This is a genomic window from Sphingobacterium sp. ML3W (assembly GCF_029542085.1).
Taxonomy (GTDB): Bacteria; Bacteroidota; Bacteroidia; order Sphingobacteriales; family Sphingobacteriaceae; genus Sphingobacterium.
Genome location: NZ_CP107036.1, coordinates 3,620,097 through 3,646,833, shown reverse-complemented (window position 1 = coordinate 3,646,833; position 26,737 = coordinate 3,620,097). Strand labels below are relative to the sequence as shown.

The 26,737-nt window shown below is 40.1% G+C and carries 23 protein-coding genes and 2 tRNA genes; 11 read left to right on the top strand and 14 right to left on the bottom strand.

The features are described from left to right. Window positions 1-75: 75 nt before the first annotated feature. Window positions 76-1,278: an aminotransferase class I/II-fold pyridoxal phosphate-dependent enzyme gene (locus OGI71_RS15520; protein WP_282250145.1), complete on the top strand. Its 1,203-nt coding sequence runs from the start codon at window positions 76-78 to the stop codon at window positions 1,276-1,278. A 370-nt stretch (window positions 1,279-1,648) separates the two neighbouring features. Next, window positions 1,649-2,083 (top strand): DoxX family membrane protein, encoded by a 435-nt coding sequence (locus OGI71_RS15515; RefSeq protein WP_282250144.1) that lies wholly within the window; start codon window positions 1,649-1,651, stop codon window positions 2,081-2,083. Window positions 2,084-2,227: 144 nt separating this feature from the next. Here the strand turns inward: OGI71_RS15515 and OGI71_RS15510 are convergent, their stop codons facing one another. The 3 genes from OGI71_RS15510 to OGI71_RS15500 all read right to left on the bottom strand — a co-directional run bounded on the left by OGI71_RS15510 (window position 2,228) and on the right by OGI71_RS15500 (window position 7,305). Further along, window positions 2,228-3,520 carry a hypothetical protein gene (locus tag OGI71_RS15510; RefSeq protein WP_282250143.1) on the bottom strand — a complete coding sequence of 431 codons (1,293 nt, stop codon included), beginning with the start codon at window positions 3,518-3,520 and terminating at the stop codon, window positions 2,228-2,230. Window positions 3,521-3,906: 386 nt separating this feature from the next. Next, the gene (locus tag OGI71_RS15505) at window positions 3,907-5,733 is read right to left on the bottom strand and encodes a cytochrome c peroxidase (RefSeq protein ID WP_282250141.1); all 1,827 of its coding nucleotides are present in this window, start codon (window positions 5,731-5,733) and stop codon (window positions 3,907-3,909) included. 93 nt (window positions 5,734-5,826) lie between these two features. Further along, window positions 5,827-7,305: a hypothetical protein gene (locus OGI71_RS15500; RefSeq protein WP_282250140.1), complete on the bottom strand. Its 1,479-nt coding sequence runs from the start codon at window positions 7,303-7,305 to the stop codon at window positions 5,827-5,829. 359 nt (window positions 7,306-7,664) lie between these two features. On the opposite strand from OGI71_RS15500, the gene OGI71_RS15495 reads away from it, so the two are divergent. Beyond that, the gene (locus OGI71_RS15495; RefSeq protein WP_282250139.1) at window positions 7,665-7,877 is read left to right on the top strand and encodes a helix-turn-helix transcriptional regulator; all 213 of its coding nucleotides are present in this window, start codon (window positions 7,665-7,667) and stop codon (window positions 7,875-7,877) included. Between the two features lie 170 nt (window positions 7,878-8,047). Here OGI71_RS15495 and OGI71_RS15490 read toward each other — a convergent pair whose 3' ends face one another. From OGI71_RS15490 to OGI71_RS15480, 3 genes are all read right to left on the bottom strand, one after another. Continuing rightward, window positions 8,048-9,628, bottom strand: a complete 1,581-nt coding sequence (locus tag OGI71_RS15490; RefSeq protein ID WP_282250138.1) for a M56 family metallopeptidase — start codon at window positions 9,626-9,628, stop codon at window positions 8,048-8,050. Further along, window positions 9,625-9,999 carry a BlaI/MecI/CopY family transcriptional regulator gene (locus tag OGI71_RS15485; RefSeq protein ID WP_282250136.1) on the bottom strand — a complete coding sequence of 125 codons (375 nt, stop codon included), beginning with the start codon at window positions 9,997-9,999 and terminating at the stop codon, window positions 9,625-9,627. The genes OGI71_RS15490 and OGI71_RS15485 overlap by 4 nt, the downstream gene beginning before the upstream one ends. Before the next feature lie 251 nt (window positions 10,000-10,250). Next, window positions 10,251-10,643 (bottom strand): group III truncated hemoglobin, encoded by a 393-nt coding sequence (locus tag OGI71_RS15480; protein ID WP_282250134.1) that lies wholly within the window; start codon window positions 10,641-10,643, stop codon window positions 10,251-10,253. Between the two features lie 181 nt (window positions 10,644-10,824). On the opposite strand from OGI71_RS15480, the gene OGI71_RS15475 reads away from it, so the two are divergent. Then, on the top strand, window positions 10,825-11,391 hold the full coding sequence (locus tag OGI71_RS15475) for a hypothetical protein (protein WP_282250133.1): 567 nt from the start codon (window positions 10,825-10,827) through the stop codon (window positions 11,389-11,391). Window positions 11,392-11,641: 250 nt separating this feature from the next. Here the strand turns inward: OGI71_RS15475 and OGI71_RS15470 are convergent, their stop codons facing one another. Continuing rightward, on the bottom strand, window positions 11,642-12,178 hold the full coding sequence (locus OGI71_RS15470; RefSeq protein WP_282250132.1) for a biopolymer transporter ExbD: 537 nt from the start codon (window positions 12,176-12,178) through the stop codon (window positions 11,642-11,644). Between the two features lie 386 nt (window positions 12,179-12,564). Here OGI71_RS15470 and OGI71_RS15465 point away from each other — a divergent pair, with 386 nt between their 5' ends. Beyond that, on the top strand, window positions 12,565-13,080 hold the full coding sequence (locus OGI71_RS15465) for a methylated-DNA--[protein]-cysteine S-methyltransferase (protein ID WP_282250131.1): 516 nt from the start codon (window positions 12,565-12,567) through the stop codon (window positions 13,078-13,080). A 14-nt stretch (window positions 13,081-13,094) separates the two neighbouring features. Here the strand turns inward: OGI71_RS15465 and OGI71_RS15460 are convergent, their stop codons facing one another. From OGI71_RS15460 to OGI71_RS15445, 4 genes are all read right to left on the bottom strand, one after another. Continuing rightward, window positions 13,095-13,874, bottom strand: coding sequence for a LuxR C-terminal-related transcriptional regulator (locus OGI71_RS15460; RefSeq protein WP_282250130.1), 780 nt, complete (start codon window positions 13,872-13,874; stop codon window positions 13,095-13,097). Window positions 13,875-14,087: 213 nt separating this feature from the next. Next, window positions 14,088-14,172: transfer RNA gene (locus tag OGI71_RS15455), tRNA-Ser, on the bottom strand. A gap of 518 nt (window positions 14,173-14,690) precedes the next feature. Further along, window positions 14,691-14,775, bottom strand: a tRNA-Ser gene (locus OGI71_RS15450). Window positions 14,776-14,868: 93 nt separating this feature from the next. Next, a complete protein-coding gene (locus OGI71_RS15445) occupies window positions 14,869-15,753 on the bottom strand; it encodes a bestrophin family ion channel (RefSeq protein ID WP_282250128.1) in 885 nt (294 codons plus the stop codon). Window positions 15,754-15,820: 67 nt separating this feature from the next. On the opposite strand from OGI71_RS15445, the gene OGI71_RS15440 reads away from it, so the two are divergent. Genes OGI71_RS15440 through trxA form a run of 3 tightly spaced genes read left to right on the top strand, consistent with a single transcriptional unit; the run spans window position 15,821 to window position 17,705 of the window. Further along, window positions 15,821-16,669, top strand: coding sequence for a GH25 family lysozyme (locus OGI71_RS15440; RefSeq protein ID WP_282250126.1), 849 nt, complete (start codon window positions 15,821-15,823; stop codon window positions 16,667-16,669). 8 nt (window positions 16,670-16,677) lie between these two features. Continuing rightward, window positions 16,678-17,406, top strand: coding sequence for a rhodanese-like domain-containing protein (locus OGI71_RS15435; RefSeq protein ID WP_282250124.1), 729 nt, complete (start codon window positions 16,678-16,680; stop codon window positions 17,404-17,406). A gap of 2 nt (window positions 17,407-17,408) precedes the next feature. Further along, window positions 17,409-17,705 (top strand): thioredoxin, encoded by a 297-nt coding sequence (gene trxA, locus OGI71_RS15430; protein ID WP_282250122.1) that lies wholly within the window; start codon window positions 17,409-17,411, stop codon window positions 17,703-17,705. Window positions 17,706-17,805: 100 nt separating this feature from the next. Here trxA and OGI71_RS15425 read toward each other — a convergent pair whose 3' ends face one another. The 3 genes from OGI71_RS15425 to mqnC all read right to left on the bottom strand — a co-directional run bounded on the left by OGI71_RS15425 (window position 17,806) and on the right by mqnC (window position 19,809). Next, window positions 17,806-17,961, bottom strand: a complete 156-nt coding sequence (locus OGI71_RS15425; protein ID WP_167457266.1) for a hypothetical protein — start codon at window positions 17,959-17,961, stop codon at window positions 17,806-17,808. Between the two features lie 153 nt (window positions 17,962-18,114). Next, window positions 18,115-18,675 carry an SMC-Scp complex subunit ScpB gene (gene scpB / locus OGI71_RS15420; RefSeq protein WP_282250119.1) on the bottom strand — a complete coding sequence of 187 codons (561 nt, stop codon included), beginning with the start codon at window positions 18,673-18,675 and terminating at the stop codon, window positions 18,115-18,117. A gap of 9 nt (window positions 18,676-18,684) precedes the next feature. Beyond that, window positions 18,685-19,809 carry a cyclic dehypoxanthinyl futalosine synthase gene (mqnC, locus tag OGI71_RS15415; protein ID WP_282250117.1) on the bottom strand — a complete coding sequence of 375 codons (1,125 nt, stop codon included), beginning with the start codon at window positions 19,807-19,809 and terminating at the stop codon, window positions 18,685-18,687. Window positions 19,810-20,228: 419 nt separating this feature from the next. On the opposite strand from mqnC, the gene OGI71_RS15410 reads away from it, so the two are divergent. The 3 genes from OGI71_RS15410 to OGI71_RS15400 all read left to right on the top strand — a co-directional run bounded on the left by OGI71_RS15410 (window position 20,229) and on the right by OGI71_RS15400 (window position 26,736). Continuing rightward, on the top strand, window positions 20,229-23,534 hold the full coding sequence (locus OGI71_RS15410) for a TonB-dependent receptor (protein ID WP_282250116.1): 3,306 nt from the start codon (window positions 20,229-20,231) through the stop codon (window positions 23,532-23,534). 33 nt (window positions 23,535-23,567) lie between these two features. After that, window positions 23,568-25,292, top strand: a complete 1,725-nt coding sequence (locus tag OGI71_RS15405) for a RagB/SusD family nutrient uptake outer membrane protein (protein WP_282250115.1) — start codon at window positions 23,568-23,570, stop codon at window positions 25,290-25,292. A gap of 124 nt (window positions 25,293-25,416) precedes the next feature. Beyond that, window positions 25,417-26,736 (top strand): D-alanyl-D-alanine carboxypeptidase, encoded by a 1,320-nt coding sequence (locus tag OGI71_RS15400; RefSeq protein ID WP_282250114.1) that lies wholly within the window; start codon window positions 25,417-25,419, stop codon window positions 26,734-26,736. Window position 26,737: the final 1 nt, after the last annotated feature.

Sequence of the window (26,737 nt, the reverse complement as noted above, 5' to 3'; positions counted from 1 at the left end):
TAGATTTATGATCTAATATACCGATAAAATGTTGTTATAAAATTTAAAATAGCCCAATTTTATAAGTAAAAAATTATGGAAGATTTTAATGCAGCAAATGAAATACAGGATTTGCAATATTTTGGAGAATTCGGTGGTGTAAATCCGTCGATATCGGATAGTTCTACTTATACCTTCCTTTCGGCTAAGACCATGTTTGATACCTTTGAAGGGAACGCAGATGGATGTTACTTATACTCAAGGCATTCGTCACCTATGAATCTATATCTTGCGCAGGCATTGGCGAAGCTGGAAAATACAGCGGCAGCCAATGTAACAGCTTCGGGAATGGGGGCTATTACAACTGTACTATTGCAACTCTGTAAAAGTGGTGACCATATTGTTTCCAGCAGGACCATTTATGGGGGGACTTATGCTTTTCTGAAAAATTTCTTGCCACCATTTCAAATTGATACCAGCTTTGTCGATATCAGCAATTTCGATGCAATCGAACAAGCAATACGTCCGACAACGAAAGTGATCTATTGTGAAAGTGTCAGCAATCCGCTATTGGAAGTCGCAGATTTAAGGAAGCTTTCGGCAATCTGTAAGAAATATAATCTAAAACTTGTGGTCGACAATACCTTTTCACCGCTATCTGTTTCACCGAAGCTACTGGGAGCGGATATTGTGATTCATAGCCTGACAAAATTTATTAATGGTAGCAGTGATACAGTCGGTGGAGTCTATTGTGGACCGCAGGAATTTATCAACGACACCAAAAATGTCAATTCGGGCGCCTGCATGTTGCTCGGTCCGACAATGGATAGCCTCCGTGCGGCCAGTATTCTTAAAAATCTAAGGACACTCCATATCCGGATGAAGCAGCATAGTTACAACGCATTGTATCTCGCCGAACGCTTTGAACGGGACGGACTACGGATTTCGTACCCAGGATTGTCCTCCCACAAACATCATGAACTGCTAAAAAGTATGATGCACACTGAATATGGATTTGGTGGGATATTGACGCTGGATGCTGGAACTACGGATAAGGCGAATAAACTAATGGAACTGATGCAAAAGGAGAACTTAGGTTATTTGGCGGTAAGCCTTGGATTTTATAAGACCTTATTTTCCTGCTCGGGCAGTTCGACGTCCTCTGAAATTCCTGAGGAAGAACGTGTAAGTATGGGGATCTCGGATGGGCTGATCCGCTTTTCTATCGGACTGGATCATGATATTGAGCGAACGTATCAGCGTATGAAAGCTTGTATGGAGAAAACAGGAGTACTTTAGCCACCTGATGTATTTTTTTAATGATGGCTACTCGTTTAATTGGAGACGGATCAGAGAAGTGGTAGCGCATCAAATGTTTGTATTGATGTGACTAAGGATTTAGACGTAAATCCTAGTTTGACCCGGTGTGGTATAAGTAATTGAAAATTTTATTGGGACTATTTGACAATTCGGTTGTTGTTTAAATAGTGTATCACAATTTAATGGAGAGATACACCATATAAATTCTTATTCGTATTAATTGATGTTTAAGGCCGCACAGTACCCGATGTACTGGCGGCCTTATTGTTCTTGGTCAATTGATTTCTTAAACTGGTTTAAGTTGACACGATTATTGTTGCTTTATATTTGATCATTAAAATTAAAGCATATGTATAGTCAATTTTTTGTTCGTCTGGCTGTGGCAACAGCCTTTTTATCTGCGGTGGCGGATCGTTTGGGTTTTTGGGGAGCACCCGGCACGGCGAATGCTTCATGGGGAAACTGGGCAAATTTTGTCGCTTATTCCAATCGGCTTAATTTTTTTGCGCCTGCTTCCATGGGGAATGTACTAGCAATCGGAGCTACGGTACTCGAAGTAGTTTTGGGAATTTTGCTTTTGATCGGCTATCGGACACGTTTGGTAGCGCTGTTGTCTGGAGGGTTGCTGACAATTTTTGCATTGACGATGATGCTGTCCTTTGGGATCAAAGTCACTTTCAACTATTCGGTCTGGGTGGGTGCAAGTGCTTGTTTTTTATTGGGAACAAACCGAATTTTTCCCTTCAGCCTAGATAATTATTTGGAACGGCATAGAAGAAAATAAACAATTTGATTTTTTTATTTTTTTTCGGGAAAATTGGCTCTTAACCGTCTTATAAGTATAGATTTTTTTACAAAGAATACGTTTTTCATAGGTTAGTGTGAAGCCGCAGCAAATTCCCCATTTGTACGGCTTTTTATGTTTCTGTTACATTTCCTTTAAATTCACTTCTTTCTTCTCGCCGTCCTTATCTATGGTGATGCGTTTCTCTATATTCGCCTTGTCAATATAGGATGACCTAGCTGTTCCGTAATTTGTGGTAGATCCGGTATAACCCCAATAGTTATAATAATTAGTATACCCCGATACATAGGAATAATTATAGGAGTTGGAAAAATCAAAGCTGGTCATAATAATGTAATTGCCAGGCATTAATTCAGCAAATTCAAAGTGTCCCTCATCATCATAAACCTTCGCGTGTTTGACGGAATGTCCAAAATCGGGATCCAGCGGGACCTCTGCAACTTTCTTTTGCTTTCGGATCTTTTTGTTTACCTCAAGCCATTCTTCATAGTATGCCGAATTTGGAAAAAGCATAATCTCCGTTCCTTTTGGCGCATATTGTTTTTTCGCTGTATTGACTAGACCCGCCAGCCTTTTGCCAGAGCTTGACCGTGCATAAGCGGTGCCGATGATTACGCTATTACCATTGGATATCTGCTGAATAGCCTGCCCTTTGTTAAATCGGTTTTTGATCGGCTGGTAATCGAGCTCCTCGTTGACTGTAATTTCCCACTTACCATTGCCCATGGACATTTCTCGCTGCCAGAGTCGCCGGTCTTTCTTATCCACGACATAATTATAGATTGCACCCGTATTTTCTTCCAATAGCGTGATTAACCAGGTGTCATGTTTGCCCGTTTTCGGAGAGCCATAGCTATAGCTTTTGACTTTTTTAATCGTATAGTATTCCACCTGAACATTGGATTCGTCATTGTAGTAAAATTGGGGGATCCGTGCCTTATATCCGACATCCAGAGGAAGTGTTCCCATCAGATGGTCTGTCCAGTTGAAGTCAATAAATGGTTCGGTAGAACGTAAATTCAGCTTTTTATCTTTTTTTGTTTCTTTGGAATAATAATTACCAGTGATGGTCTCCCCAAAGTTGAGATTTAATTTTGTTTTCTTGGCGTCACTGGCATAGCTGATGGATTTTAGTGTGCTTCCATCCACGACGCTGGTACGCGCTGTGACCCAGGCATTGTCTTTGGGGGTATAAGAACTTGTCAGGCTCAATTGATTGTTGGCCGCAACAATATCATAAGTAATTGTTCCTTGTTTGTCCCAGTTGTTATCTTTGACATAGTATACCGTGTAAAGTGACTTCTCCGGTTTTATATACTTGGTATTGATATCCGGGCTGCCGGGTGCGACTATCTTTTGACTTAATGCCACAAAGGGAAGCAGGCCTGCTGCTAAAACAAGTGCATACGATTTCATATATGTATTCCTATAGTTAATGAAAAACAAGCTGGTTTTTCTTGTTCATTTTATGAATCTAAGGTAATAAAAAAGTTTTTTATTTTTTTGGACAATCGCGATTCTGAACCGCCTTACTATTGACACAGATATTTAATTATCTATTCTTAGTTTGGTTATAGCCGCATTGAATTACCCGTTCTTGCGGTCTTTTTTATTTATGTTACTCTTCTGTTCGACTCTTATAAATTTTTTGAAATATTTTGGGACAATCGCTGGACTCGACCATCATACTAATAACTACTTTTCCTAAGTATATGTTTTTTATCATAGGTTAATGATGAAACCGCAATGAGTTCCCCACTCATGCGGCTTCTTTGTGTAGTTGATGGTTGTTGTCCAACCTTTTATTTTTGAGAAGGGACTGTACTGCTTTTGGGTACGTCATCCAATGTTTTAAGAAATGCAATAATTTTGGCTGTTTCCTTAGCTGTTAAACCTAATGTATCCGTCGGTAGGGTCTGATTGTCCAGCTTAAAGCCAAACTGCTGACCACCGCCTTTGTTGTAAAAGTCCATGACCTGCTCTAAGGTAACATAACCTCCATTGTGCATGTAAGGAGCCGTTTTGCTGATATTGCGGATAGTTGGTGTTTTAAAGGAGTATTGCAATTGGTGGACCGTCTCATGATAGCGTCCTCTGCCTCGGTCTGGATCCAGTTGCTTATTACGATAGTCTGTGGCCACGCCCAATACTTCGGATTCGGTCTTGGCATATTCAGGCGGCACAGTCCCGTTAAACAGTGGAACAAAATGGCAGGTAGCACATTTGGCTTTGCCGACAAAGAGGTTAAAGCCTGCTTTCTCATCTGCTGTCAGTAGCTGTGACTCGCCCCGCATATAGCGGTCAAACCGGGAGTTGAATGTACTCAGCGAGCGGACATAACTAGCCAATACATTTTGTACCTGCCAATTCTCAACGGTATCGGTCTTATAAATCTTGTTAAATTCTTTTGTATAGACCTTATGTTGATTCAGACGGTTGGCAATTTCCAGCATGGATCCGTGCATCTCATCCTTATTGGTGATAACGTCCACGCTCTGTCCTTCAAGATCCTCACGACGCATATCCCAGAATTGCCCATGTTGATAATTGCTATAGGAAAGGGAAGGGGTATTGCGATCCATCTTTGCACCCGATAGGGTAGTTGGCACTTTGAGTCCGTCTGCAAAGGCCTTGTCTGCGTGATGACAGGAAATACAGGATCTGCTCTGGTCACCAGAAAGGATATTGTCCCGAAATAACTTGGCTCCTAAAACAACTTTTTCGGAACTCATTTTTTGTCGTTCTGAGGGAACAAAAAAATCCGGATTAAAGGCGTCTTTGCTAAATAAATTGGAGGCTTCGGGCGAAATAGGGTGATTGACATTCAAGGATGGGATATTTTCCAATTGCCGAAACTGATGCAGTGCATCGGAAATTTTATTCAAATGTTGATCCATTAGACTGAGGTAGTCAAATTGATTTCGATCTGCACTCTTGCCCAAGATGCTATTTGTCCTGTTGATTAAAACCAGGATCTTTTCAATCTCTTCAGGATGATTGACCTGCTCTTTGATCATCGCCAACACATCAGCTACGCCATTGAGGGCATGAGTTGATTCGATGAGACCTTTACCCGAGATCGGGGTGTCAAAGCCCGTAACCCCTAAGGTAGTGATCCGAAATATCTGGTTGCGCAATGATTCCATGAGTTGGGGGAGTGATAAGGTATTGACCTCAAAATAAGTGTCGATCGTCAGGGATTTGTTTTTTAGTTTCTTTAAAAATCGAATAATCTGTTGTTTTTCTTCCTTTTGATAGCTGGGGTAGAAATATTCCTCCAATGTCTGCAAACCTTCGGCTTCGATGACGGCATTTTCTTCCAATTCAATTTCGTCTAGATTGGGGCCATTCAAAAAACGGGCGGTCTCGGGCATAAAATAGCCAACTGCCCATTCCATGGATTTGTACGTGGACCGCAACTGATCAAATCCCTGTTGCAGCTGTTGGTCAATGCTATTATTTTCGACGTTGGCGATCTGTTGGTCAATCTGTTTATCAAATGTGGTATTGATCGTTAACACCCGCTGTCTGATATCTGGTAGATCTTGAGGATCTGTCGTATGATTTCCTTTACACATGATAGCGAATAATACAATTGCTATCAGACCGCTCACAAGCCAATATTTCATCTATTTTTTATGTTTGAATAAAATAACAACAAGGGTATCCTTTCGCAGTGAAGGGATACCCTTGTTGGGTATTAATGTTGATTTTTAGTAAAATTATCGTTGTACGTTACGGATAAGAACGACTTGACCACCTTCCTTGTTGGTAACAGCTCCGGATCCATCAGCGTTGGCAAATTTATCATTCCGCCAAGTGTGGGAGTGGATATTGACAGCAAAGGTATTTGGAATGCCGACCAATTTGGAAACATCTGTCATCGCACCAAATTCCCATGAACCAAATTTATTGAGGTTGCCACTTTGGTTGTAATTTTTTTGCCAATCTGTGTTATTGCGCTCATGTTTCATGTTTAACCAAGGCTTGTAGGTCTTGGTCGCCATATTGTATTGCCAGATATAAGAATCGTGTTTGGCATCAGTATAATAAGAATCACCATCTTCCTGTATATACACGTAGTTCTCAGTTACACATAGGTTGTCAGGATTGATCAGGTTATTTCCCGGATCAGAATCTCCCTCAGCAATAACTTCCAATTTACCCTTCAGCATATCTTTAGAGTCCATATTCAATTTATAGACCCGGCCCCACATTGTTAATCCTTCTGTTGGGGTCTTGCCGTCACCCGACTGGCCTGTTGCGGTAAAATAGACTTCACGTCCATTACCAGCACCTTTACGGTAATCCACATCTTCTACTCTGGAGAAACGAATGGCTTTGTTGTCTATGTTAGCTTGGTTGATTTCTTTACCAGTTTTGTTTTTGGCATTTGGAATTTCGACAAACTCGACATCATAAGAACCACCCTTTTTCATATTCGTTTCGGTATAGTCATTATTGCTACGCTTTAGGGCGTATAGCTTGCCATTATCCAAGTCACCTTGTTGATCAGCGATATAAAGGATCAATTGGCCGGCAGATTGATGGTCTGAACCGTACGATTGATCTTCTCCGATCAGGATATAGGTCTTGCCATTGGATACGTCTTTTGGAAGTGGTACCGCATTTTCCATGGAAGCTTTTCCTAAAGCCGGTTTAACACGGTTTTTGTCCGAGCGTTGGGCTACAGATCCCAGCGGATCCAGCTTATGAACCATACTCTCTTCGCCCGATTCGCCCGCTGTTAGAAAAGCGGAGAAACCATGCTCTTCAGGTGTGGCAAGCGTAGCCGAACAAAGTCTGGTACTACCGCCAGTACCATCCATGATATATTCGCCTTTAATTGGTTTGAAGTTTTTATCGAGATAAACACGGGATACCGATTGCGTGATTTCGTGGTTACTGATCATCAGGAAACCATCTGATTTGTCATCCTTCATAAATCCAGCGCCATCGGGTTGACCAGCGAATACGAATTCGGGACTACCGGATAATTTATCTGAACTTGAGATCAGGGTGGTGATCTTTAAATTTTCAAAACCTGGCATGCCAAAGACAAAAGCGGGTTCTTTCGAATAGTTTTCTAAATTTTCCACTGGCGGATTCTCTCCACCATCTCCGATTTTATCGTTGTCTTTACAGCCAGCTATTGCCACTGACAAAAGCAAACTCAGGATTGTAATTGGGTTTCTTCTCATACCGCAAAGGTATTCTGAGGATATTAGCTGTATATTAACTCTATTTTAAATAAACAATTTGCCATGAAACAGAAAAGATGATTAATTTTATGTTGGCATATTTTTCTGATTTTTTATTTTTAAATTGATCCTAATGTAGAAATATGTGAGGAGAAAAAATAGAGACAATTGCTATACTCAATCTTGGAGCTGTAACTGATAATGCATCACAAACTGATTAAACAATTGAATAACCCATTTGTTAGTCAGAAATAAAACCGATATAACCATTTTCTCTTACATTTGCAAAAGAGAGGCAAACCAAGTTGTTCGATTATCGGATTGTATAGTGAGCCCTCACTGAATATAATTCCGATGCGATGGCTGTATCTTTTGGGAAGATGTTTTTTAATGTGCGTGAAAAAGAGGTGTTAAAAGGAATAGTTGATGGTATGGATAGTCAGGAGATCGCAGACTGTTTGTGCCTATGTATTCATACAATCAATACTCACCGTAAAAATATCTTAGCTAAGGCGGGAGTCAAGACTCCCATGCAGCTGATCAAAAAGACAATTGGGGAAGGTTATGTTTAATTTAGGATAAATATTACTTTCGTCAGCTATTTACCTGTGTTTTGGTATTCTTTAAATTTATAGTAACAAAAAGAGGAACCTAGATTCCTCTTTTTGTTTTTTTTTCGTTAAAATCCAAGGTAAGATCAAGTTTTACTTGAAATTAGTTTTTTACTTGAAATCAGTTCCTGTTACTTGGATGAGTTTGTTTTATTTGCCGGTTCACCGCGAAGTACAATTTTGGCGGCTTGTTTTCCGTTGTTTTCCTTTGCTTCGGAGCTGATGGTACTAGTAGAACGCACGTTTACATTCGTTATAGTATTTGGTTCTGCCGACCTAATTTCTGTTACCTTTGCCGATCCGGATGTAGCAGTTCCTGTTTTTACTATCGAAACAGCTTTGGGATCATTGACTTGAACATTGTTTGCTTTTACCGATGTGACAGTGCTCACATTCGCCGTTCCACGCATAGTTATCCGTTTAGGTTCCCGATGCTTTTCACTTGAACTTCCGCCGGAGGTGCCATTATCGGTAGCATTTCTATTCGCATTACCGTTTACATTGATCCGTTTAGGTTCCTGAAATTTTACGTTTTCAACATACACCTCTTCCACTTTGGGTGCCGCATCGAATTTTACCTCTTTAGGTACTGGCGGCTTATTTTTCATTGTTTTCTTGCTGTTTCCACCTGTTTTTTGGGGTTCTGGAAAGCGTATTGTTTCTTCTTTTGGAGCAGCATTTTTCTTGGGTTCCATTGCGGGAGCTCTTTCTCTTCTGGGCGGATTAGGCCGTTCAGATACCGCTTTTGGGGCATCCGGTTTTTTGGAAGTGGGGGGAGTCTTGGCCGGTTTCGCAGACTCAGTTTTTTCTGTTTTGGCCGGCGTTGTTTTCTGTGCTTCGACATGAGTCGAAAACAACAGGCTTATTGCTGTTGTCAGCAATAAGGTAAGCGCAGGCATCAGCAGGAGCTTACCACTGTTCGTTCTTTTCTGTAACATAATTAATCGTTTTTTTGTTGTTAAAAAATTAAAATTACTGGCCGGTAATGCGTTTATATCGGGGGAGGACATGCTCCACTGGATAATCAGATGTTGGTAACTGGCGCGTTCATAAACCTGTACTACGGCATCGTCTGCCAGGTATTCGTGGTTTTGTCGAACAGCCCTGTCGATCAGGTAAACCATGGGGTTGAACCATAATACAATGCGCATGAACTGCATGAGCATCACGTCTATGGAATGTCGCTGGTCTACATGTGCCTGTTCATGAGCGATAATCGAAGCCTCAATCTCTCCTTGTAAATATGCGCCACGGGGTACATAGATCCGTCTGAAAAATGAGAAGGGAGTTTTAAGGCCATGAATACTATAAATTGAAGGATTGTTTGTTGCTGATGCGCGACCGATGTAGGATGAAAACTTTTTATAGCTTACTATATACCTAATCAAAAGTACAATCGCAATCAGTAGATAGGCAAGGAAAATAGCTGTGTTGGTTGATATCAACGATTCCTGAGGGACGGCTGCAGGGGCTGTGATGGCAAGCTCCATATGCTCTGGAACGACTTCCGGTTGAACCCTATTAAAATGAAAAAAATCAGGGATAAATGACGGCAGAGCAGTTTGCACCAATGGTGCAAAAAGAGCGATAGGTATAATGGCAAGCAGATAAAACCGGTTAAATGCCAATAGCTTATGCTGTTGCAGAAGAGAAATGTATACCAGATACAGTAAGCCTGAACAGGCGATCAATTTTCCCGAATAGATAATCATGTCGCTTTGTTTTTAATTTCTGAATCAATTATTTTTTTCAGTTCTTCCAATTGCTCCTTGTTCAATTGCGATTGTTTTGTAAAAAAGGAAGCGAATTTTAACGCTGAATTATCAAAATACGCTTCAACAATATCATTGACGTGTGCGAGATAATAACTGTCCTTGTCGAACAACGGATAATACTCACGTGAATTGCCATATAATACATACGATATGGCTCCTTTTTCGGTCATTCGTTTTAATAATGTCGCAATCGTCGTCGGAGCAGGTTTGGGTTCAGGATAGGCTTCCATAAGGTCTTTCATAAAGGCCTTTTTCATGTCCCAGATGTACCCCATCAATTGTTCTTCAGTCGCTGATAATTTATTCATACTACAAATATAGAACCTATTCTACATTTTGTAGAATTAAAAATGTTAAAATTTGTTATTTACTTGTATTTAATTGATTTTTAGTGTTATATTTTTGTTTTCGTGCTTGTGATAAACAATTTTTGTTACAAAAAAAGAGAATGGCGACTGCTAAAATAATGAGCCTATGGGATACTGGGGGGGGGACTTTATCTGGAATGCTAGTGGAAAATGAAGTGAGACTGCATATCTAACCTGGAATACGAAATGCCTTATATCAGGGGTTTCTTTTTTGGATTGGCATTAAAATATTCTTTTTTAAACTGGAAAATCTGTGCCATTTTTTGTGCGCGCCTTTTGGCTTCGTCAGCCTTTTCACCTGTATATAGCCGATCGACGGACGCTTCAAACAGAAGGAGCCATTGATCGAAATGTTTTGCCTCAATGGGGAGGGGGATATGGGGTGGAAATGGACTGCCAAAGTAGGTATGTTCATCTAGTAAGATCGTCTGCCAGAAGCGATACATTTTTTCCAGGTGTAAGCCCCAATTGTCCTGAATACGTTCCTGAAAAATAGGGCCTAGGAGATTGTCCTGACGAACTGTGCTGTAAAACTGATCGACTAATATTTTTATGTCCGCGATGGTTTGAATGTCCTGTTTCATGGGTTTAATGCCTGCTTTTGTGAAACGGATACCTCATCTGTAGCTGTTGCACGGTTTATGAATAGGATAAATTTAGCGAGAATATAGGAGAATTGAATCAGGTTGATGTAAAGATGTGTGTTAAAAATATTGGATTTTTCTTTTATTGTCAGTAATTTGAATAGATATTTAGGGAAAACACATGGGAAAATACACTTTTTTTGTCCTGCTGCTGCTGGGATGTTACACCGCGCAGGCACAAATCACCGATATTACAGTCAACAAAGAAAATTTTGAATCTTCGGGTTTTCCATTTAAAGGCAAACGTGTGCTGCAGGTGGAGCATATTCAGACCGAAAAGGAAGATAATTATATCATTTTTTCAAAAGAGGAACGCGGAGCAGATCCGGATAAACTATATGCTCAGCAATTTCAGCGAAAAGATGGTATGTGGGTACCTGTTGTGGAGGAAACTATCGTTGAAGATGGTATTATTACTTCGGTGTGGGAATCTAGAAAAGCATTCTTTGATGCTGACAAAGATGGTAAATTGGATGCGGTGTTTATCTATTCGAGACATCCTAAGGATCATGTCGAAAAGCAGCTGAGCTGTATTGCTTTGGTTTTATATAAGGGACAATTTTATCGTCTGCGCGCAGATGCGGAGGATGGATATACTAAGACTTCCTATTCGGACAACTACGCTTCTTTGCCTAATGAAGTGAAGGAGAATGTGGAACGCTATTGGGAAAATCTGGACAAAAGATAATAGATTGTAATACTGAACGCTAAGACAAAAGGGCCATTCAATTTTGGAATGACCCTTTTGTCTTTGATTATGCTCGGATCGCTACAGTCCTGTTTGGAATATTGAATACATAGGCTTTTTTTTCTGAATTGCCTGTTTTTATTGATTCGTATTTTTCATTCAGGCATCAATGAACTCGTTACGCTCGGTTTATTGATCAGAAAGAACTTCAGTCAATTTTCATTGCTATTGGTGCTTTCCCTTTCGTATTTTACTGAATGGAAGCCAATAATTGTTTTTCCTCTTCTTCTTGCGTTTTACCAATGACATAGCGTGTAATGTTTTGATGTTTGATCTCATCAATTGTATGGATCACATCTTTCGTTCTAGCGTCTTTGCTCGGCTTGATCAGTACGATCATATCCTTGTTGTTGGGCAGGGTACTGATCTTTGCTTTCAATTGCGCGAGCACTTGCGGTAATGTCTTTTCTATATCGCTTGGCTTTTCGGAAGCGGCAATGGGCTTCTTGAAGTCGCCATGATACCACATAAATTTTCCATCCCCAAGGATCAATGTCGCTGTCCGGTTTTCGTCAATGAGTACTGGTGGTGTAGCCTCGCCTTTTGTTTTGTCTGGCATGGCAATATCCATTGCTGCGGGTTTGTTTAGGGTTGTGGTTAGCATGAAGAAGGTGATCAAAAGAAAAGCAAGGTCTACCATTGCTGTCAGATCTACCTTTGGGGCCATTTTTCGGCTTCTAATTTTTTTCTTTCCGCTTTCTTGTGTTTTTTGGTTTAATTCTGCCATGATGCTTTGTCTTTAGGTTATAACTCTTGTTCATACACATTGATATGATGCCCAAGAGAGAACTATTCCATATTTTTTTTGACAATGGGAGCCGTTTTTTTCTTTGATTTTTTTTAGAGGGTTCAATTACAATAGGTTAAAGAATTGCCTAATAGAAGATGATAGACCAAGATTTGCTAGTGCTAATAATAGTGTTGTAGTGATACTAACTTCTAAGGTTGAGAACTTGTCTTCTCTGGTAGTAACTATCGCAAAAAGGTGAAGCAGAGATAAAGTGGTCGTGGCGGTTGTATAACATAGGTAGTCAGTTAGGGGAGATTGTTGAGGAACGTATTTTCGTTGAGGGAAATGAAATAAAAAAGATTAGTAACTTGCCAATAAAAAATATGGAGCAGGATAAAGGACTTGTCTATACAGATATCCTATCACCGGTAGGGAGCATAAGGCTTGTGGCGACCAGACGTGGTCTTACTGCTGTATTGTGGGAAGGTGAAGACTATACCCGGACAAAGTTATCTCAACCAGATAAAGATGACCATGCGCCATTACTTTTACTCGCTCAGCAACAGCTTTTGGAATATTTTGATCGCAAGCGCACTGTTTTTGACCTGCCGCTGGATATGAAGGGAACTCCCTTTCAGCTTAAGGTGTGGGAAGCTTTGCTCACTATTCCTTATGGCCAGACAAGAACCTATGGGGATCTGGCGCGTCAGCTTGGCGATATCAAAGCTGTACGCGCAGTCGGTGGTGCATTGAACAAAAATCCGATATCCATTATTGTACCCTGCCATCGGATCATCGGTGGATCTGGGAAACTCGTTGGTTTTGCAGGCGGCCTGAAAAATAAGTCTATTCTTATTGATCTGGAAAAGAAAGATCGGACTCCGACATTGTTTGATTGAAAGTAGGCGCTAACCTACAACCAGCCTTCCTTTATCGCCTTGGTTATTAGATCCACGGGTGTTTTTAGGCCAGCTTTAGCAAGAATATTTTTCCTGTGCGTGTTTACTGTGTGAAGACTGATACACAGCTCATCTGCAATTGTTTTGCTCATTTTGCCCTCAACGATACATTTTAAAATTTCTCGCTCTCGCTTTGTAAACATATCATAGGATTTTGTGAACGCTTGATCGAGTTGAATATTAAAAAAAGAAGGTTCGTCATCAAGTCCAATAAGTGAGAAACAGGGTTTTCCTTCTTGTTTTATATGCGATATGTCGGTATGCAGAGAGAGTGTCCGGTAGAAGTTATTTTCATCATAATCTATCTGAATAGCCTGATGCAAGATCCTGATATAGTGTCCATCTTTTCTTTTGAACCTGAAATCATATTGGACTTTATAGCTTTTTATTTTTTCATAAGGTAAACTCTTAAAAAACTCTACGACTTTATATTCAAAGTTGAGAAAATAGGGTTTGTCATCAGGATGGATACGTTCCATGAGGAATGGAATAGAAAGCTCATCTGGTTTATAGCCGATCAGGTTTTGGCATTCTTCGCTGATGACCTCGACATCCCCAGTATACATGTTGAACACTAAATAATAGAAATTTCCTGCTTGAAATATATTTAACAAGCGTCTATGAAATTCGATCTGTTGTTGTAAGTGTGAGGTATCTGCTGTTTTCTCAATGTCTACAACTGTCTTCCAGAATTTCTTTGCTGTAAGGTAATATTTGGATTTAGGTGACTCCATAAAAGTTAATCGGTTAATACTGTAAATCTACAAAAAAGTACCTGGATATCTGAATGAAAGAACTCAGGTTTTTTATCGAAAAATCTTCTAATTGTTATCCTGAGAGACGGTAGGGGAAGATGATAAAGTTCGAACCCCGGCCAACCCTTCTGGTTCGAATCAACTTGTCTTTAAAATAAAAGATCCCTCATCTTTCGATGAAGGATCTTTCTGCGGAGAGTGAGGGATTCGAACCCCCGAACCTGTGACAGTTAACGGTTTTCAAGACCGCCGCATTCGACCACTCTGCCAACTCTCCGCGACAAAAGTAGAAATTCTGAACAGATTTACAAAACTTATTTTACATTTTTCTTCGTTTAATGTACCATTTGGACGATTTATGCCAAAAATGTTCCTGGATATCAGGTTTTTATTGAATGATTTTTTTAAAAAATTACAAATAGCTTAGACGGCAAAATCAATCTTTTATTCGATCACGAGGGATCAATTGTGAAAAAAGAGACTGCTGAAAATCGTGGTGGCTCAGGGAGAGTTCTCCCAATAATAGAATCGGGTAAGCTAACAATCAGTCGAAATATCATCCTCGACAAAAATATACCAGATTATGAATAAGTGTAAATTTCTATCAACTTGTCTGTAAAATAAAAGAGCCCTCATCTTTCGATGAAGGATCTTTCTGCGGAGAGTGAGGGATTTATCACGTCACACATCCCCTTGCTATAATCCGCGATGATAAAGTTCGAACCCCGGCCAACCCTTTTGGTTCGAATCCGAATACAACGAAAAAAGCCTTTCATTTCTGAAAGGCTTGTTCTGCGGAGAGTGAGGGATTCGAACCCCCGAACCTGTGACAGTTAACGGTTTTCAAGACCGCCGCATTCGACCACTCTGCCAACTCTCCGCGACAAAAGTAGAAATTCTGAATAGATTTGCAAAACTTATTTTTGCAGCAATGTCTTATGGTTTGAAAATGAGCAAGATTATTTTAAAAATGCTATGCCGGAATAATCTCGTGGCAGTGTTTTTTGATATTGGCAGCTATTTTATCTATCGGTAGATCATCCTGATCTATACCAAAAGGCTCCTCAATGGATTCACCGATCAATTCAAGCGAAGCTAATACGTATAGAATAAACGGAACGGCGACGACAACAAAATATCCGATCGAAAAAACATAGCCTACAGGAAGTGTCATTGTATAGAAGATAATGAACTTCTTGATAAACGCGCTATAAGCTAATGGAATTGGCGTATTTTTTATCCGTTCACAGGCTCCACATACATTGGTCATGGAGACAATCTCCTCATTGAGTATAATCAATTGGTCTCCACTGACAATTCCTTCTTTGTAAAGATCGTTTATCTTCTGAAAAATCATATTGGAAACCTGATTTGGACCATGCTTCTTGCTGTCCAACGCCGTAAGTTCGGGATGCTCGTTTTCATCGAGCATAAACTTGGTGTAGTCAGATCGCAAAAAATCATATAGGGTCTCCGCAAACAAGGGTATAGTTTTTCGGAAGAAACTGCGATTGACCTTGTCATCCGCATCGAGCATGGCGTTGAGCTTATAGGCAAAGGCCCGGCTGACATTGGTCAATGTACCCCATTGTTTACGTGCTTCCCACCAACGGTCATAGGCCGAGTTGGTTCTAAATACCAACAGTAAGGAGATCACAAAACCCAACAGGTTATGGACGATGGTAATGTTTTTAACCCAGCTTCTTTCATTTAATTTGAGATATTCCAATTCGAGATAGGCTATAGCCCAGGAGTAGACAGCTATTAAAATAAGAAAAGGTAACAGCTTGTTAAAGGTGTCTGATTTATGCAATTTGAAAGTTGCTGACAGCCAATCTTTAGGGTTGTATACGATCATATACAAAAATATAAATTGTTATGAAAACTTTGCGAGTTAATTGTGATTCCCGTAACTTCATCATCGTATGGCGCAACAGCAATCAAAAAGAACAAAAGGGAGTGGGAAGAAACAGCAACCTCGCGAAACCAAATGGATATGGATGATCGTGGGGATGTTTATATTTTTCTTATTTCTTGTTGCATGGCACTATAAAGCCGGAATAATATATTACTTCCGTGTGGCAACATCCAAAAATAAATCTTTAACAAAGGAGGCTAAGTATGATATCCGTAATATCGAAATCATGAGTAAGCATGATGACAAGGTATTTGGTATTGATGTTTCGACTTATCAGGATGATATCGATTGGCAGAAAGTGAATACGATCAACGATCAATTTCCCATCGACTTTGTATTTATCCGGGCGACGATGGGGGAGAGGGGTATAGATGATAAATTTAGCCGAAATTGGTCCAAAATACGTAACCGGGCTATCTTACGGGGTGCATACCATTATTTTCGGCCAAATGAGAATTCGGTCAAACAGGCTAAAAATTTTATCCGTAAGGTTCAGCTCCATCCAGGAGATTTTCCCCCCGTACTCGATATTGAGGAGCATCCGAAACAGCAATCTATGGATAGCCTGAAAGTGGGATTGAAACGTTGGCTCGAGGAGGTGGAAGCACATTATAAAGTCAAACCTATCCTATACTCCGGAGATAAATTCTATAGTGATTTTTTAGAAAAGGAATTCGCAAACTATACCCTCTGGATCGCGAACTATAATTTTTGGATTGAAAATCCAAAAGAGCATTGGGCATTTTGGCAATTTTCAGAAAAAGGCTCTGTGGCAGGTATTCGTGGAAATGTTGATTTAAATATCTATAATGGTAAAATAACTGAATTGGAAAAATTACTTATCCCCTTTAAATAGCAAATAAGATGAACAGAATTTTAGTAGCCGCATTGATAGGGGCTGTCTTTATATGTCCTGGTGCTCTGCCAGCTAATGCAAAATCAAATCTACAGCAAAAAGAATCACATTATACCACAGCTGATTTACCATTACTTGCCTTGAAGCAATTTAGAAAACTGCGTAAACAGCATGATGTGGTGGTTTTGGATACAAGGTCAGGTGATGATTTCTTAAAGGGTTTCATTCCAGGATCGATCAATGTAGGTTTTAAGGGACCATTTGATATTTTCCTAAAGCAGGTTGTCCCTGATAAAAACCAAAAGCTCTTAATTGTTGCTGAGGAGCAAGACCATAAAGTGGTGTCAGAGCGTCTAGCGCAATTGGGCTATGCAGGTGTTATCGGTATATTGGACGGTGGTATAGACCGCTGGAAAGAACGGGAACCTGTAGATTCTGTCACAAACCTAAGCGCAGGAAGATTTGGAGAAAGATCAGATCCAGGTCATATTGTGGATGTACGGACAGTGAAAGAATTTGATAAGGGACATATTGACAATGCAATGAACATTCCCTTGACGGATTTCATTAATTTTGGTAACACGCTAGAAAAAGATAATAAGCCACTTTATGTGCATTGTCAATCGGGTTATCGCAGTGCGGTTGCCGTTTCTATTTTGCGTGCCAAAGGATTTAAAAACGTGTGCAATATTCAGGGTGGATATAAGGCATTGAAAGATGAAATAAAGGAGAATTAATAATGGCAACTTTTGACCAGATTATTCAATCAAATTCGCTGGTTTTAGTGGATTTTTTTGCGACGTGGTGCGGTCCATGCCAGACGATGGTGCCGGTGTTACAGGATGTAAAGGAATTTTATCAGGAGGATCTATCGATTATAAAAATAGATGTGGATAAGAATCCAAAAATTGCTTCCATTTATAAAGTAAGTGGAGTACCTACTTTTATATTATTTAAAAATGGTCAACAGCTGTGGCGCCAGAGTGGGATGATCCCAAAGATGGAATTGCATAAGCTGATCGACCAGGCGAAATAAATCGGTGGGTAAAAAAAATAAGGCGTTCAATCAAATTGAACGCCTTATTTTTTTTAATGATTCTCTGGTTTTGATAGGTAGTGTTATATAGCACTAAATATTAAAACTCATCATCATCGTCGAAGTCATCCAATCCTTCAATTTCAGGAATTTCGAAATCATCGTTTTCGAAATCATCATCGTCGTCATCAGGTCCATTGAAAGACGCGAATTTTACTTCTTCAAGATCTTCGTTAGCTAATATTGCCGTGTTCATAAAATAATACTTTATTGTTGCTTATTCAATGTTGTAAAATTAGAGAAGAAAACTATTTTTTAAAACTTTTTTTAAAAAAAATATAGCCCTTTATTTTTCTGCTAATCAGTATGTTGAATTGTTTTTTAAAAATAAAAATTTATTTTATTTTATTTACTCATTTGTTTCGCCAATTGCATTGTCTTCCGTAACGATATCTTTTAGCTGCGGAAGATCACGAACACCATTGATTCCGAAATGATCCATAAACTGTTGGCTGGTAGCGTACAACAATGGTTTGCCTATTGTATCGGCTTTTCCAGCTATTTTGATCAGTTTCTTTTCCAGTAGTCTTTGGATAGAATAATCACAACTGACACCTCTGATCTGCTCAACTTCCAGTTTGGTAATCGGCTGTCTGTATGCGATAATGGCAAGTGTTTCCAAAGCCGATTGACTGAGCTTGCGTTTGTTGTTGTGATTTTGTAATTGCTGTATCGCCTCGTGATAGACCGCTTTGGTCAGAAACTGATACGAATTATTGATATACCGTAACTCCAATACCTGATCTTCATCCTGATATTTGTCCTCAATCTTTTTGATTAATTCACGCAACTCTTCTTTCGATAATTCAATAGCCAAGGCTTCTTGTAGAATCTGTTTGATATCGGCAAGATCTATTCCTTCTGCAGAAGCAAAAATAATTGCTTCAATATTTCTAATGACGTCTTTCAATGTAGGGTATTAATAGTTAATGACTTGTTCGACCATGTGCGCAGGCAGTTCTCTGAAATCATATTTTTGGGTTCTTAATTGCGGTTCAAAACCCGCTTCCAGAATAGCTTCTTGTATTGATCTGGAGGTAAACCGATGGGGAGCACCTGCTGCCGAAACGACATTCTCCTCGATCATGATGGATCCAAAATCGTTGGCACCAGCATGCAAGCATAACTGGGCGGTGCGTTTTCCAACCGTAAGCCATGATGCCTGGATGTTTTTGATATTTGGTAACATGATTCGGCTTAAAGCGATCATACGGATATACTCTTCACTGGTAACATCATTGGTAATGCCGCGGAGTCTTTTTAATAATGTGCCATCATCTTGGAAAGGCCAAGGTATAAAGGCTATAAAACCATAAGAATCGGCCGGTTTTTCATCTTGCACTTCTCTAATCCATACAAGATGTTCGAAACGCTCTTCGATGGTTTCAATATGCCCAAACATCATGGTAGCGGAACTAGGCAGATTGATTTTGTGCGCCGCACGCATCACATCGAGCCATTCCTTGCCACCGCATTTTCCTTTGGATATCAAACGTCTGACACGGTCATTGAGAATTTCGGCTCCGGCTCCCGGTAAAGAATCAAGACCTGCTTCTTTCAATTGAGTCAACACGTCGATATGGCTCATGTTTTCCAGTTTAGAAATATGGGCGATTTCCGGTGGACCGAGTGAATGGAGTTTCAGTGTAGGGTAAAGTTCCTTTAACTGTCTATATAGATTTTTGTAGAATTCAATACCTAAATCCGGATGGTGTCCTCCCTGTAGCAAAAGTTGGTCGCCACCGAATTTAAATGTTTCTTCGATCTTCTGTTTGTAACTCTCGATATCGGTGATGTAACTGTCTTCATGACCGGGACGACGAAAGAAATTGCAGAACTTGCAGTTTGCAATACAGACATTGGTCGTATTGACATTCCTGTCGATCTGCCAGGTTACCTTGCCATGTGGTACTTGTATCTTGCGCAATTCATTGGCTACGAAAGTCAAATCAGCTGTGGGTGCATTCTGATATAAAAAAACACCCTCTTCCTTGGAAAGGAACTCAAATCGGAGCGCCCGTTCTAATAAACTACTTACATTCATCAAAACAAATATAAGTACCTTTTAGCGGATTTAAATGTATTTGGCGAATATTTGACATTCCGACTTGATATTGAGCGGGAAGCAGATAAACTAAATTTTCTCAACTTTCCTTTGTAACAGAAATATGGATGTTTGACTTAGTGTATTAAATACAATAACTTGATTTATAGTGTGTTGTGATTTAAATTAAGAATTTTCTTTTTTTTATATTTTTTATTCTTTACATTTATTTAACAGATTTTAACATTTCTGTAAATAACCAAACTGAAATTGAAAATGATAACCAAAGTGGCTCATAATCAGTGGCAATGCATGTTGTTTCTGTTGGAGCTGAACGACCAAGACTTAAAATAAACCAATACCAAGCTAAACAAACAGATAAATAAACATAAATTTTTTTAAACCACCTATTTAAAATTATGATGAAAAAAACGGACAAAAATTGCTGTTTTGATCTCATATTGGGCCAAAAGTTCAATAAGAGGTTCTTGCTGATGAGTTCTCTGCTCATCGCAGGCGGAATGACTGCTCAGGTATCTGCCAAAGGAGCTGTTACTCATGGTCGAGTTGAAGTCGTTTCGTTGGTGAAAACTAAAGGGTTGCAGGAAATACCTATTAAAGGTGTTGTAAAAGATGCCACTACAGGCCAGGCGATTACCGGTGTATCGGTTAAAATCAAAGGAACAAGTAAGGGAACATCAACAGACGCGGATGGTGCATTTACGATCCAGGGAAAAGTCGGTGATGTATTGGTCGTGAGTTACATCGGTTACTCAAGCGCTGAAGTGACTGTCACGGGAAAAGCGGATCTGGCAATTTCGTTAAATTCTGCTGAAGGTGCACTGGAAGAGGTTGTGGTCACAGGTTATTCCTCACAACGTAAGAAAGATTTGACCGGTGCCGTTGCAGTTGTCAGTGTGAAAGACCTTAAAACGACACCTGCTGCCAGTGCTGTAGAATCATTGCAAGGACGGGCGACAGGGGTTCAGATTGTCGTAGATGGTGCGCCGGGATCAACTCCGCAAATTAAGATCCGGGGTTATAGTACGATCAACAATAATGAACCACTCTATATTATAGATGGTGTTCCTTATGAAGGCAAATTAAGCTGGCTTAATCAAAACGACATTGAATCCATGCAAGTGCTGAAAGATGCCTCCGCAGCTTCAATCTATGGTTCACGCGCGAATAATGGTGTGGTTATCATTACCACAAAGATCGGAAAGGAAGGAAAACCTCAATTTAACCTTGATTCATACTATGGTGTACAAGTACCAAATAGCTCTCGTTTTCCAAAGATGTTGTCTCCACAACAGACCTTGGATATCGAAAATTTATTAAACGGCGAAAGTAAAAAGTTGCCAGATTATCTTATAAACGGTCCAAAAGTAGGCGGGAAAGATGTAATAACAGACGCTGATATCGACATGTCAAAGTATAAATTTGACGCAGGTAGTCGTGCTGATTTTTTCCAGATCACAAAAGCAAATAAGATGGGTACCAACTGGTTTGATGCATTGTCCCAAAATGCACCTACACAATCACATCAGTTAAGTGTGCTTGGTGGTGGAGAGAATGCTTCATATGCGATTTCCGGAGGTTATCTGAAACAAAAAGGTACCATTATCCATACCGGTTTTGAAAAATATAATCTTCGTTCAAATACACGGTTCTCTGCTTTCAATAACAAGTTGCGCTTTGGAGAAAACATGCAATATAGTTTTACAGAGGGCTTTGGTGTTGGGGTGAATACAAATACTGCGGGTGATTATATCGGTGAAGGAAGTGCCCTAGGTTTCGCTTATCGTATCCATAATATTATTCCGGTCTATGATATGGGCGGAAATTTTGCTGGATCCGTTGGGGGACAATTTGGTAACGGTGAAAACCCGGTCGCTATCGCCTATCGTGCGAAAGATAATAAGAATAAGAGTAATATGTTCTTCGGAAACGTATTCGGGGAATATGATATCTTATCGGGACTGACATTCCGTAGCAGTTTTGGTATGAAGTATGAAAACTATAACGGCATATCATATACTTACCCTAATCCCGAATTTACGGAGGGAAGTTTTAATAATGGGATCAATGAGTTCTTTGGGTTAAATAAAGAATGGACTTGGACAAATACGTTAAATTATAAAGCAACATTTAATGAAGATCACAGTCTAGCTATCTTAGCAGGTACTGAGGCTATTCAAAATAGAAACAGACAGATCAGGGGTAAAGGAAATGGATTCTTTACTATGTCGACTCTGGATTACCTTTATTTGGACGCTGCATCAACAGGACGTGTGAGTGAAGGCGGTGGCTCGGTAGGCTCCTTATTTTCTATTTTTGGAAAAGTTGACTATTCGTTCAAAGACCGCTATATCTTGAGCGCGACGGTGCGTCGGGATGGGTCGTCCAATTTTGGTCCGAACAACAAATATGGTACTTTCCCAGGCGCCAGTGCAGCTTGGCGTTTGTCACAAGAAGAATTCATGAAAGGCATATCCTGGCTTTCTGATCTGAAAATCAGAGCTGGTTATGGGGTGACGGGTAATCAACGTATTCCTGCCAATCAATATTTAGATCGTTATCAAGTTGCGGTGAATTCTTCATCCTACCCAATTGACGGAAGCTTGACATCAGGAATGTGGCACAATGCCTATAGTAACCCTGATGTAAAATGGGAGCAGGTTTCTGCGTTGAACCTTGGTTTGGACTTTACCTTATTGCAAGGTGATTTTGATGGATCCTTCGATTGGTACAATAAGAAGACCAAAGATATGTTGTATCTGCTTCCTTTGCCAGCCGTTGCAGCAGGTCGTGCCGCATCGCCTTATGTCAATATCGGGGATATGGAAAATAAAGGGATCGAACTGTCTTTAAATTATCATTACGGGAGACGCCAACAGAGTGCCTTTACATTGGATTTGTCGGGTACTATCTCACGTAACGTGAATAAGATCGTGTCATTGGCCCCTTCTGTTAGCCAACAGGTGTACGGAAGTTTTAGAAGTATGGAAACCTCTATCCTCAAACCCGGCGAAGCAATAGGTGCTTTTTATGGCTATAAGGTAATCGGAATCTATTCTGATGCGGATATGGCCAACACCGCTGTCGCGAAGTATGAGGATGGAAAATCCAGAGCAGGAGCGCTTAAATATGAAGATGTCAATGGTGATGGAAAAATTGACGCTAATGACCGTACAGTAATAGGAAGTCCACATCCTGATTTTGTCTATTCATTCAATATTAACGCCGGTTACAAGAATTTTGACTTTATGGCTTATTTCTATGGGTCAAAAGGAAATAAAAACTATGAGGCGACACGTTATTTTACCGACTTCGGTGTATTCAGAGGGCAAAAAAGCGAGCGGGTGCTGGATGCCTGGGATGCAAAGAACAATCCCTCAAGCATGATTCCTTCGCAGGTAAATAATGCCTCAGCATATGAATATGCTTCTTCGAGCTATTATGTGCAAGATGCTAGTTTCTTAAAGCTAAAGAACCTTCAGGTCGGCTACAATTTTGATACCAATAAGGTTTTTGGTAACAATACTGGCATAAAGAAACTGAGAGCCTATGTTGGGGTTACGAATCTGTTTACCATTACGAAATACCAAGGTTTGGATCCAGAGGTCAGTGCAACACCGTCTACATATTCCGCATTGGGTGTTGACTTTGGTGTGTACCCACAGGCACGTCAATATATGTTGGGTGTAAGTCTTGGATTTTAAGCACGGAATGAATTACGATAAAATTTGATTGAAATGAAAAAAAGAAATATAATTACAGTTCTAGGTATATCATTGATGTTATTGAGCTCATGTGGTAAATCTTTTCTAGAAAGAGATCCACAGGGTGAGCTGCCTGAGAGCCAGGTCATCAATTCGAAAGGGATCGAAGCGTCATTAATAGGCGCCTATGGAATCCTGAATGGGAATGTGAACGGCACCTGGGGGAACTATGCTTCAGCGCCGAGCCAATGGTTATTTGGCGAAGTAGGGGCCGATAATGCACATAAAGGCTCTGAGGCGACGGATCAGCCCAATATGAATATGATCGAATTCCATACGCCAAATAGCTCTAACGATAATCTGAGCACCATGTGGGAAGTGTATTATGAAGGGGTGTCACGTGCAAATAATACATTGCGCCTACTAAAATTGGATCAGGCAGGAGGAAAAACCGTTACCTCTGCCAGAGCAACGGAAATTGAAGCCGAGGCAAAAGTGTTACGTGCGCATTATTACTTCTTCCTGTGGCGAGTTTTTAAAAATTTGGCTTATGTCGATGAAAATACCTCCGTCGATGATGCTAAAGTAAAACCAAACACAGATGATGTTGTTCCTAAAATTATCGATGACCTGAAATTTGGCATCGCTAACCTCCCACAGGCAAAAATCAATAAGCAGTCAGGGCGTATGGATAAAGGAATAGCGCAAGCTTATTTGGGAAAAGTGTATTTATATCAAAAGAAATATGCTGATGCCTTGGCTTTATTTAAAGATGTCATCGGAAGTAAAGATATCCGTACAATGCCTTATCAGAATAATTTCGATGTACTTACTAAAGATGGACCAGAGGCGCTTTTGTTAGCAAAGCATGCCATCAATCCTGATGGAAGCGGCGATAACGCTAATGTGGGGGATATGTTATCTGGTTTGAACGGGAGCAATCCTGTTGGCTGTTGTGGATTCTATCAACCAACAATCGATCTGGTAAATGCTTATAAAGTCGATGCTAAGGGTCTACCAATGTTAGATACTTACCGTAATAATCCGTATAAATCTGACTTTGGTCTTGTGGACAAACCGGGTGATTCGGTAAAAACGCATTACAAACTGGATGTTACCTTACGTTTCGATCCTCGTTTGGATTATACAGTAGGTCGTAGAGGTGTACACTTCTACGATTATGGTGTAATGCCGGGAGATGCCTGGATCCGTGAGGTAAGTTCAGGAGGGCCTTTTGTGGGAATAAAAACAATGATCCCAAAAAGTTTACACAGTGGACACACGGCAGCTGGTGCGGCTTATATCACTGATCTGGATGTAAATATCATTCGCTTGGCTGACGTTATTCTCATGGCAGCAGAGTGCCAGGTTGAACTTGGTGATCTGGATGGTGCTTTGAAATCGGTCAATGCCATTCGCGAAAGAGCTGCTAAATTACCTCCAAAACTAACAGGAGATGATGTTCCCGCTGCAGCGTATGATGTAAAACCTTACCCTACTTTCCCTGATCAAAATTTTGCACGTAAAGCTGTCCGTTTTGAACGTCGTCTGGAATTAGCGATGGAAGGACACCGGTTTTATGATTTAGTAAGATGGGGCGAAGCTAAAACCGTTCTGGAAAGCTACGCGAATTTTGAAGGCGGTTTTATGGCTCGTTACAAAGGCTTAAACTTTAAGCCTCAAAATGAATATCTGCCAATTCCACAGTCACAAATTGATAGAAGCGGTGGCGCCTTAAAGCAAAACCCCGGTTATTAATACCTGATATAAAGACAGCAAAAGGAGGAAATTCGTTCCTCCTTTTGCTGTTTTAAATGATTTGTATCTGAATTTTGGCAATAGGAGAAAAGGAGTTGTTGCTCTTTTTTGTATGTTTGAACCAATGAAAAATTTCTTGCGCACGATATTGCTGCTTTGGCTTATCCCATTCTCTACCCTTATTGTAAAGTCACAGGATTTTGAAGACGTCTATCGGATGCTTCAGGAATCCAAAATATTAAATGATCATTTCTATGGATTTTCACTGTACGACTTAAACGCCAATAAGTTTGTCCTGGACGTCAATGGTAATAAGCATTTTACACCAGCTTCAAATACCAAAATGTACACAACCTATGCGGCACTGGAGCTGTTAGGTGACTCCATTCCCGGATTGGAGTATGCGGAAAGGGGGGACTCACTGTTGATCTGGGGAACGGGAGATCCGACCTTTTTGCATAATAGACTCGACACGCGAGTGGTCTATAATTTTCTGAAAAGAACGAACAAAGCGATCTATGTTGTACCCGGAACAATGAAAAATAAATTCTACGCCCACGGTTGGGCAATGGAAGACTTTGAAGCATACTATCAGCCTGAGATAAGCACTTTTCCGATTTATGGAAATGTCGTCACTTTCCGTCAAAGAGGGTATAATCATTTAAATACTTCTCCTGGGATTTTTCAGAAAGACCTGGATTTTTTACCTGAGCCTAAAACGGGTGATTTTGAACTTTCCCGCTCGTTTCGGAGCAATGTTTTTTGGATGTCGAAACGTCCTGTGCCAAATGATTACGTAAATGAAGTGCCTTTTATCTATTCGGATAGTCTATTTGTGAAATTACTGTCAGACACACTTGGCAAAAAAGTAAATCTAATAACCTATAAAAAGCCCAATGATACAAAAATATTGTATTCAGGAGAAACCAAAAATCTGATCCGAGAGATGATGTTGCCAAGTGATAATTTTATCGCTGAACAATTTTTGATGATGTGTTCTTGGAAGCAGTATGGTCAATTTGATACTTATTTGGTTCGGGATTGGATGAAAAATAAGGTCTATAAGTTTTTTTCGAATGAAGTAGCGATTTTTGATGGATCGGGATTGTCTTCCTATAACAAAGTCACGCCACAGAATAATGTGGATCTGCTGGTGCTTTTGAAAAATAAGATACCAGACGAAAAGGTGCGTTTTCGGCTATTTCCTGCCGGAGGGATAGATGGCACGTTGAAAAGAACCTATGGTAAAGACCAGGGCGAACCTTTTGTTTTCGCAAAGACCGGAACAATTACGTCTGTCTATAACCAGAGTGGTTATCTGGTCACAAGATCTGGAAGACGGCTTGCTTTCTCTTTTATGAATAATAATTATATTGATGATCGCGCGAGTGTAATTCGTAAAGAAATGGCTAAAATAATTACTTATATTCGTCAAACTTATTAAG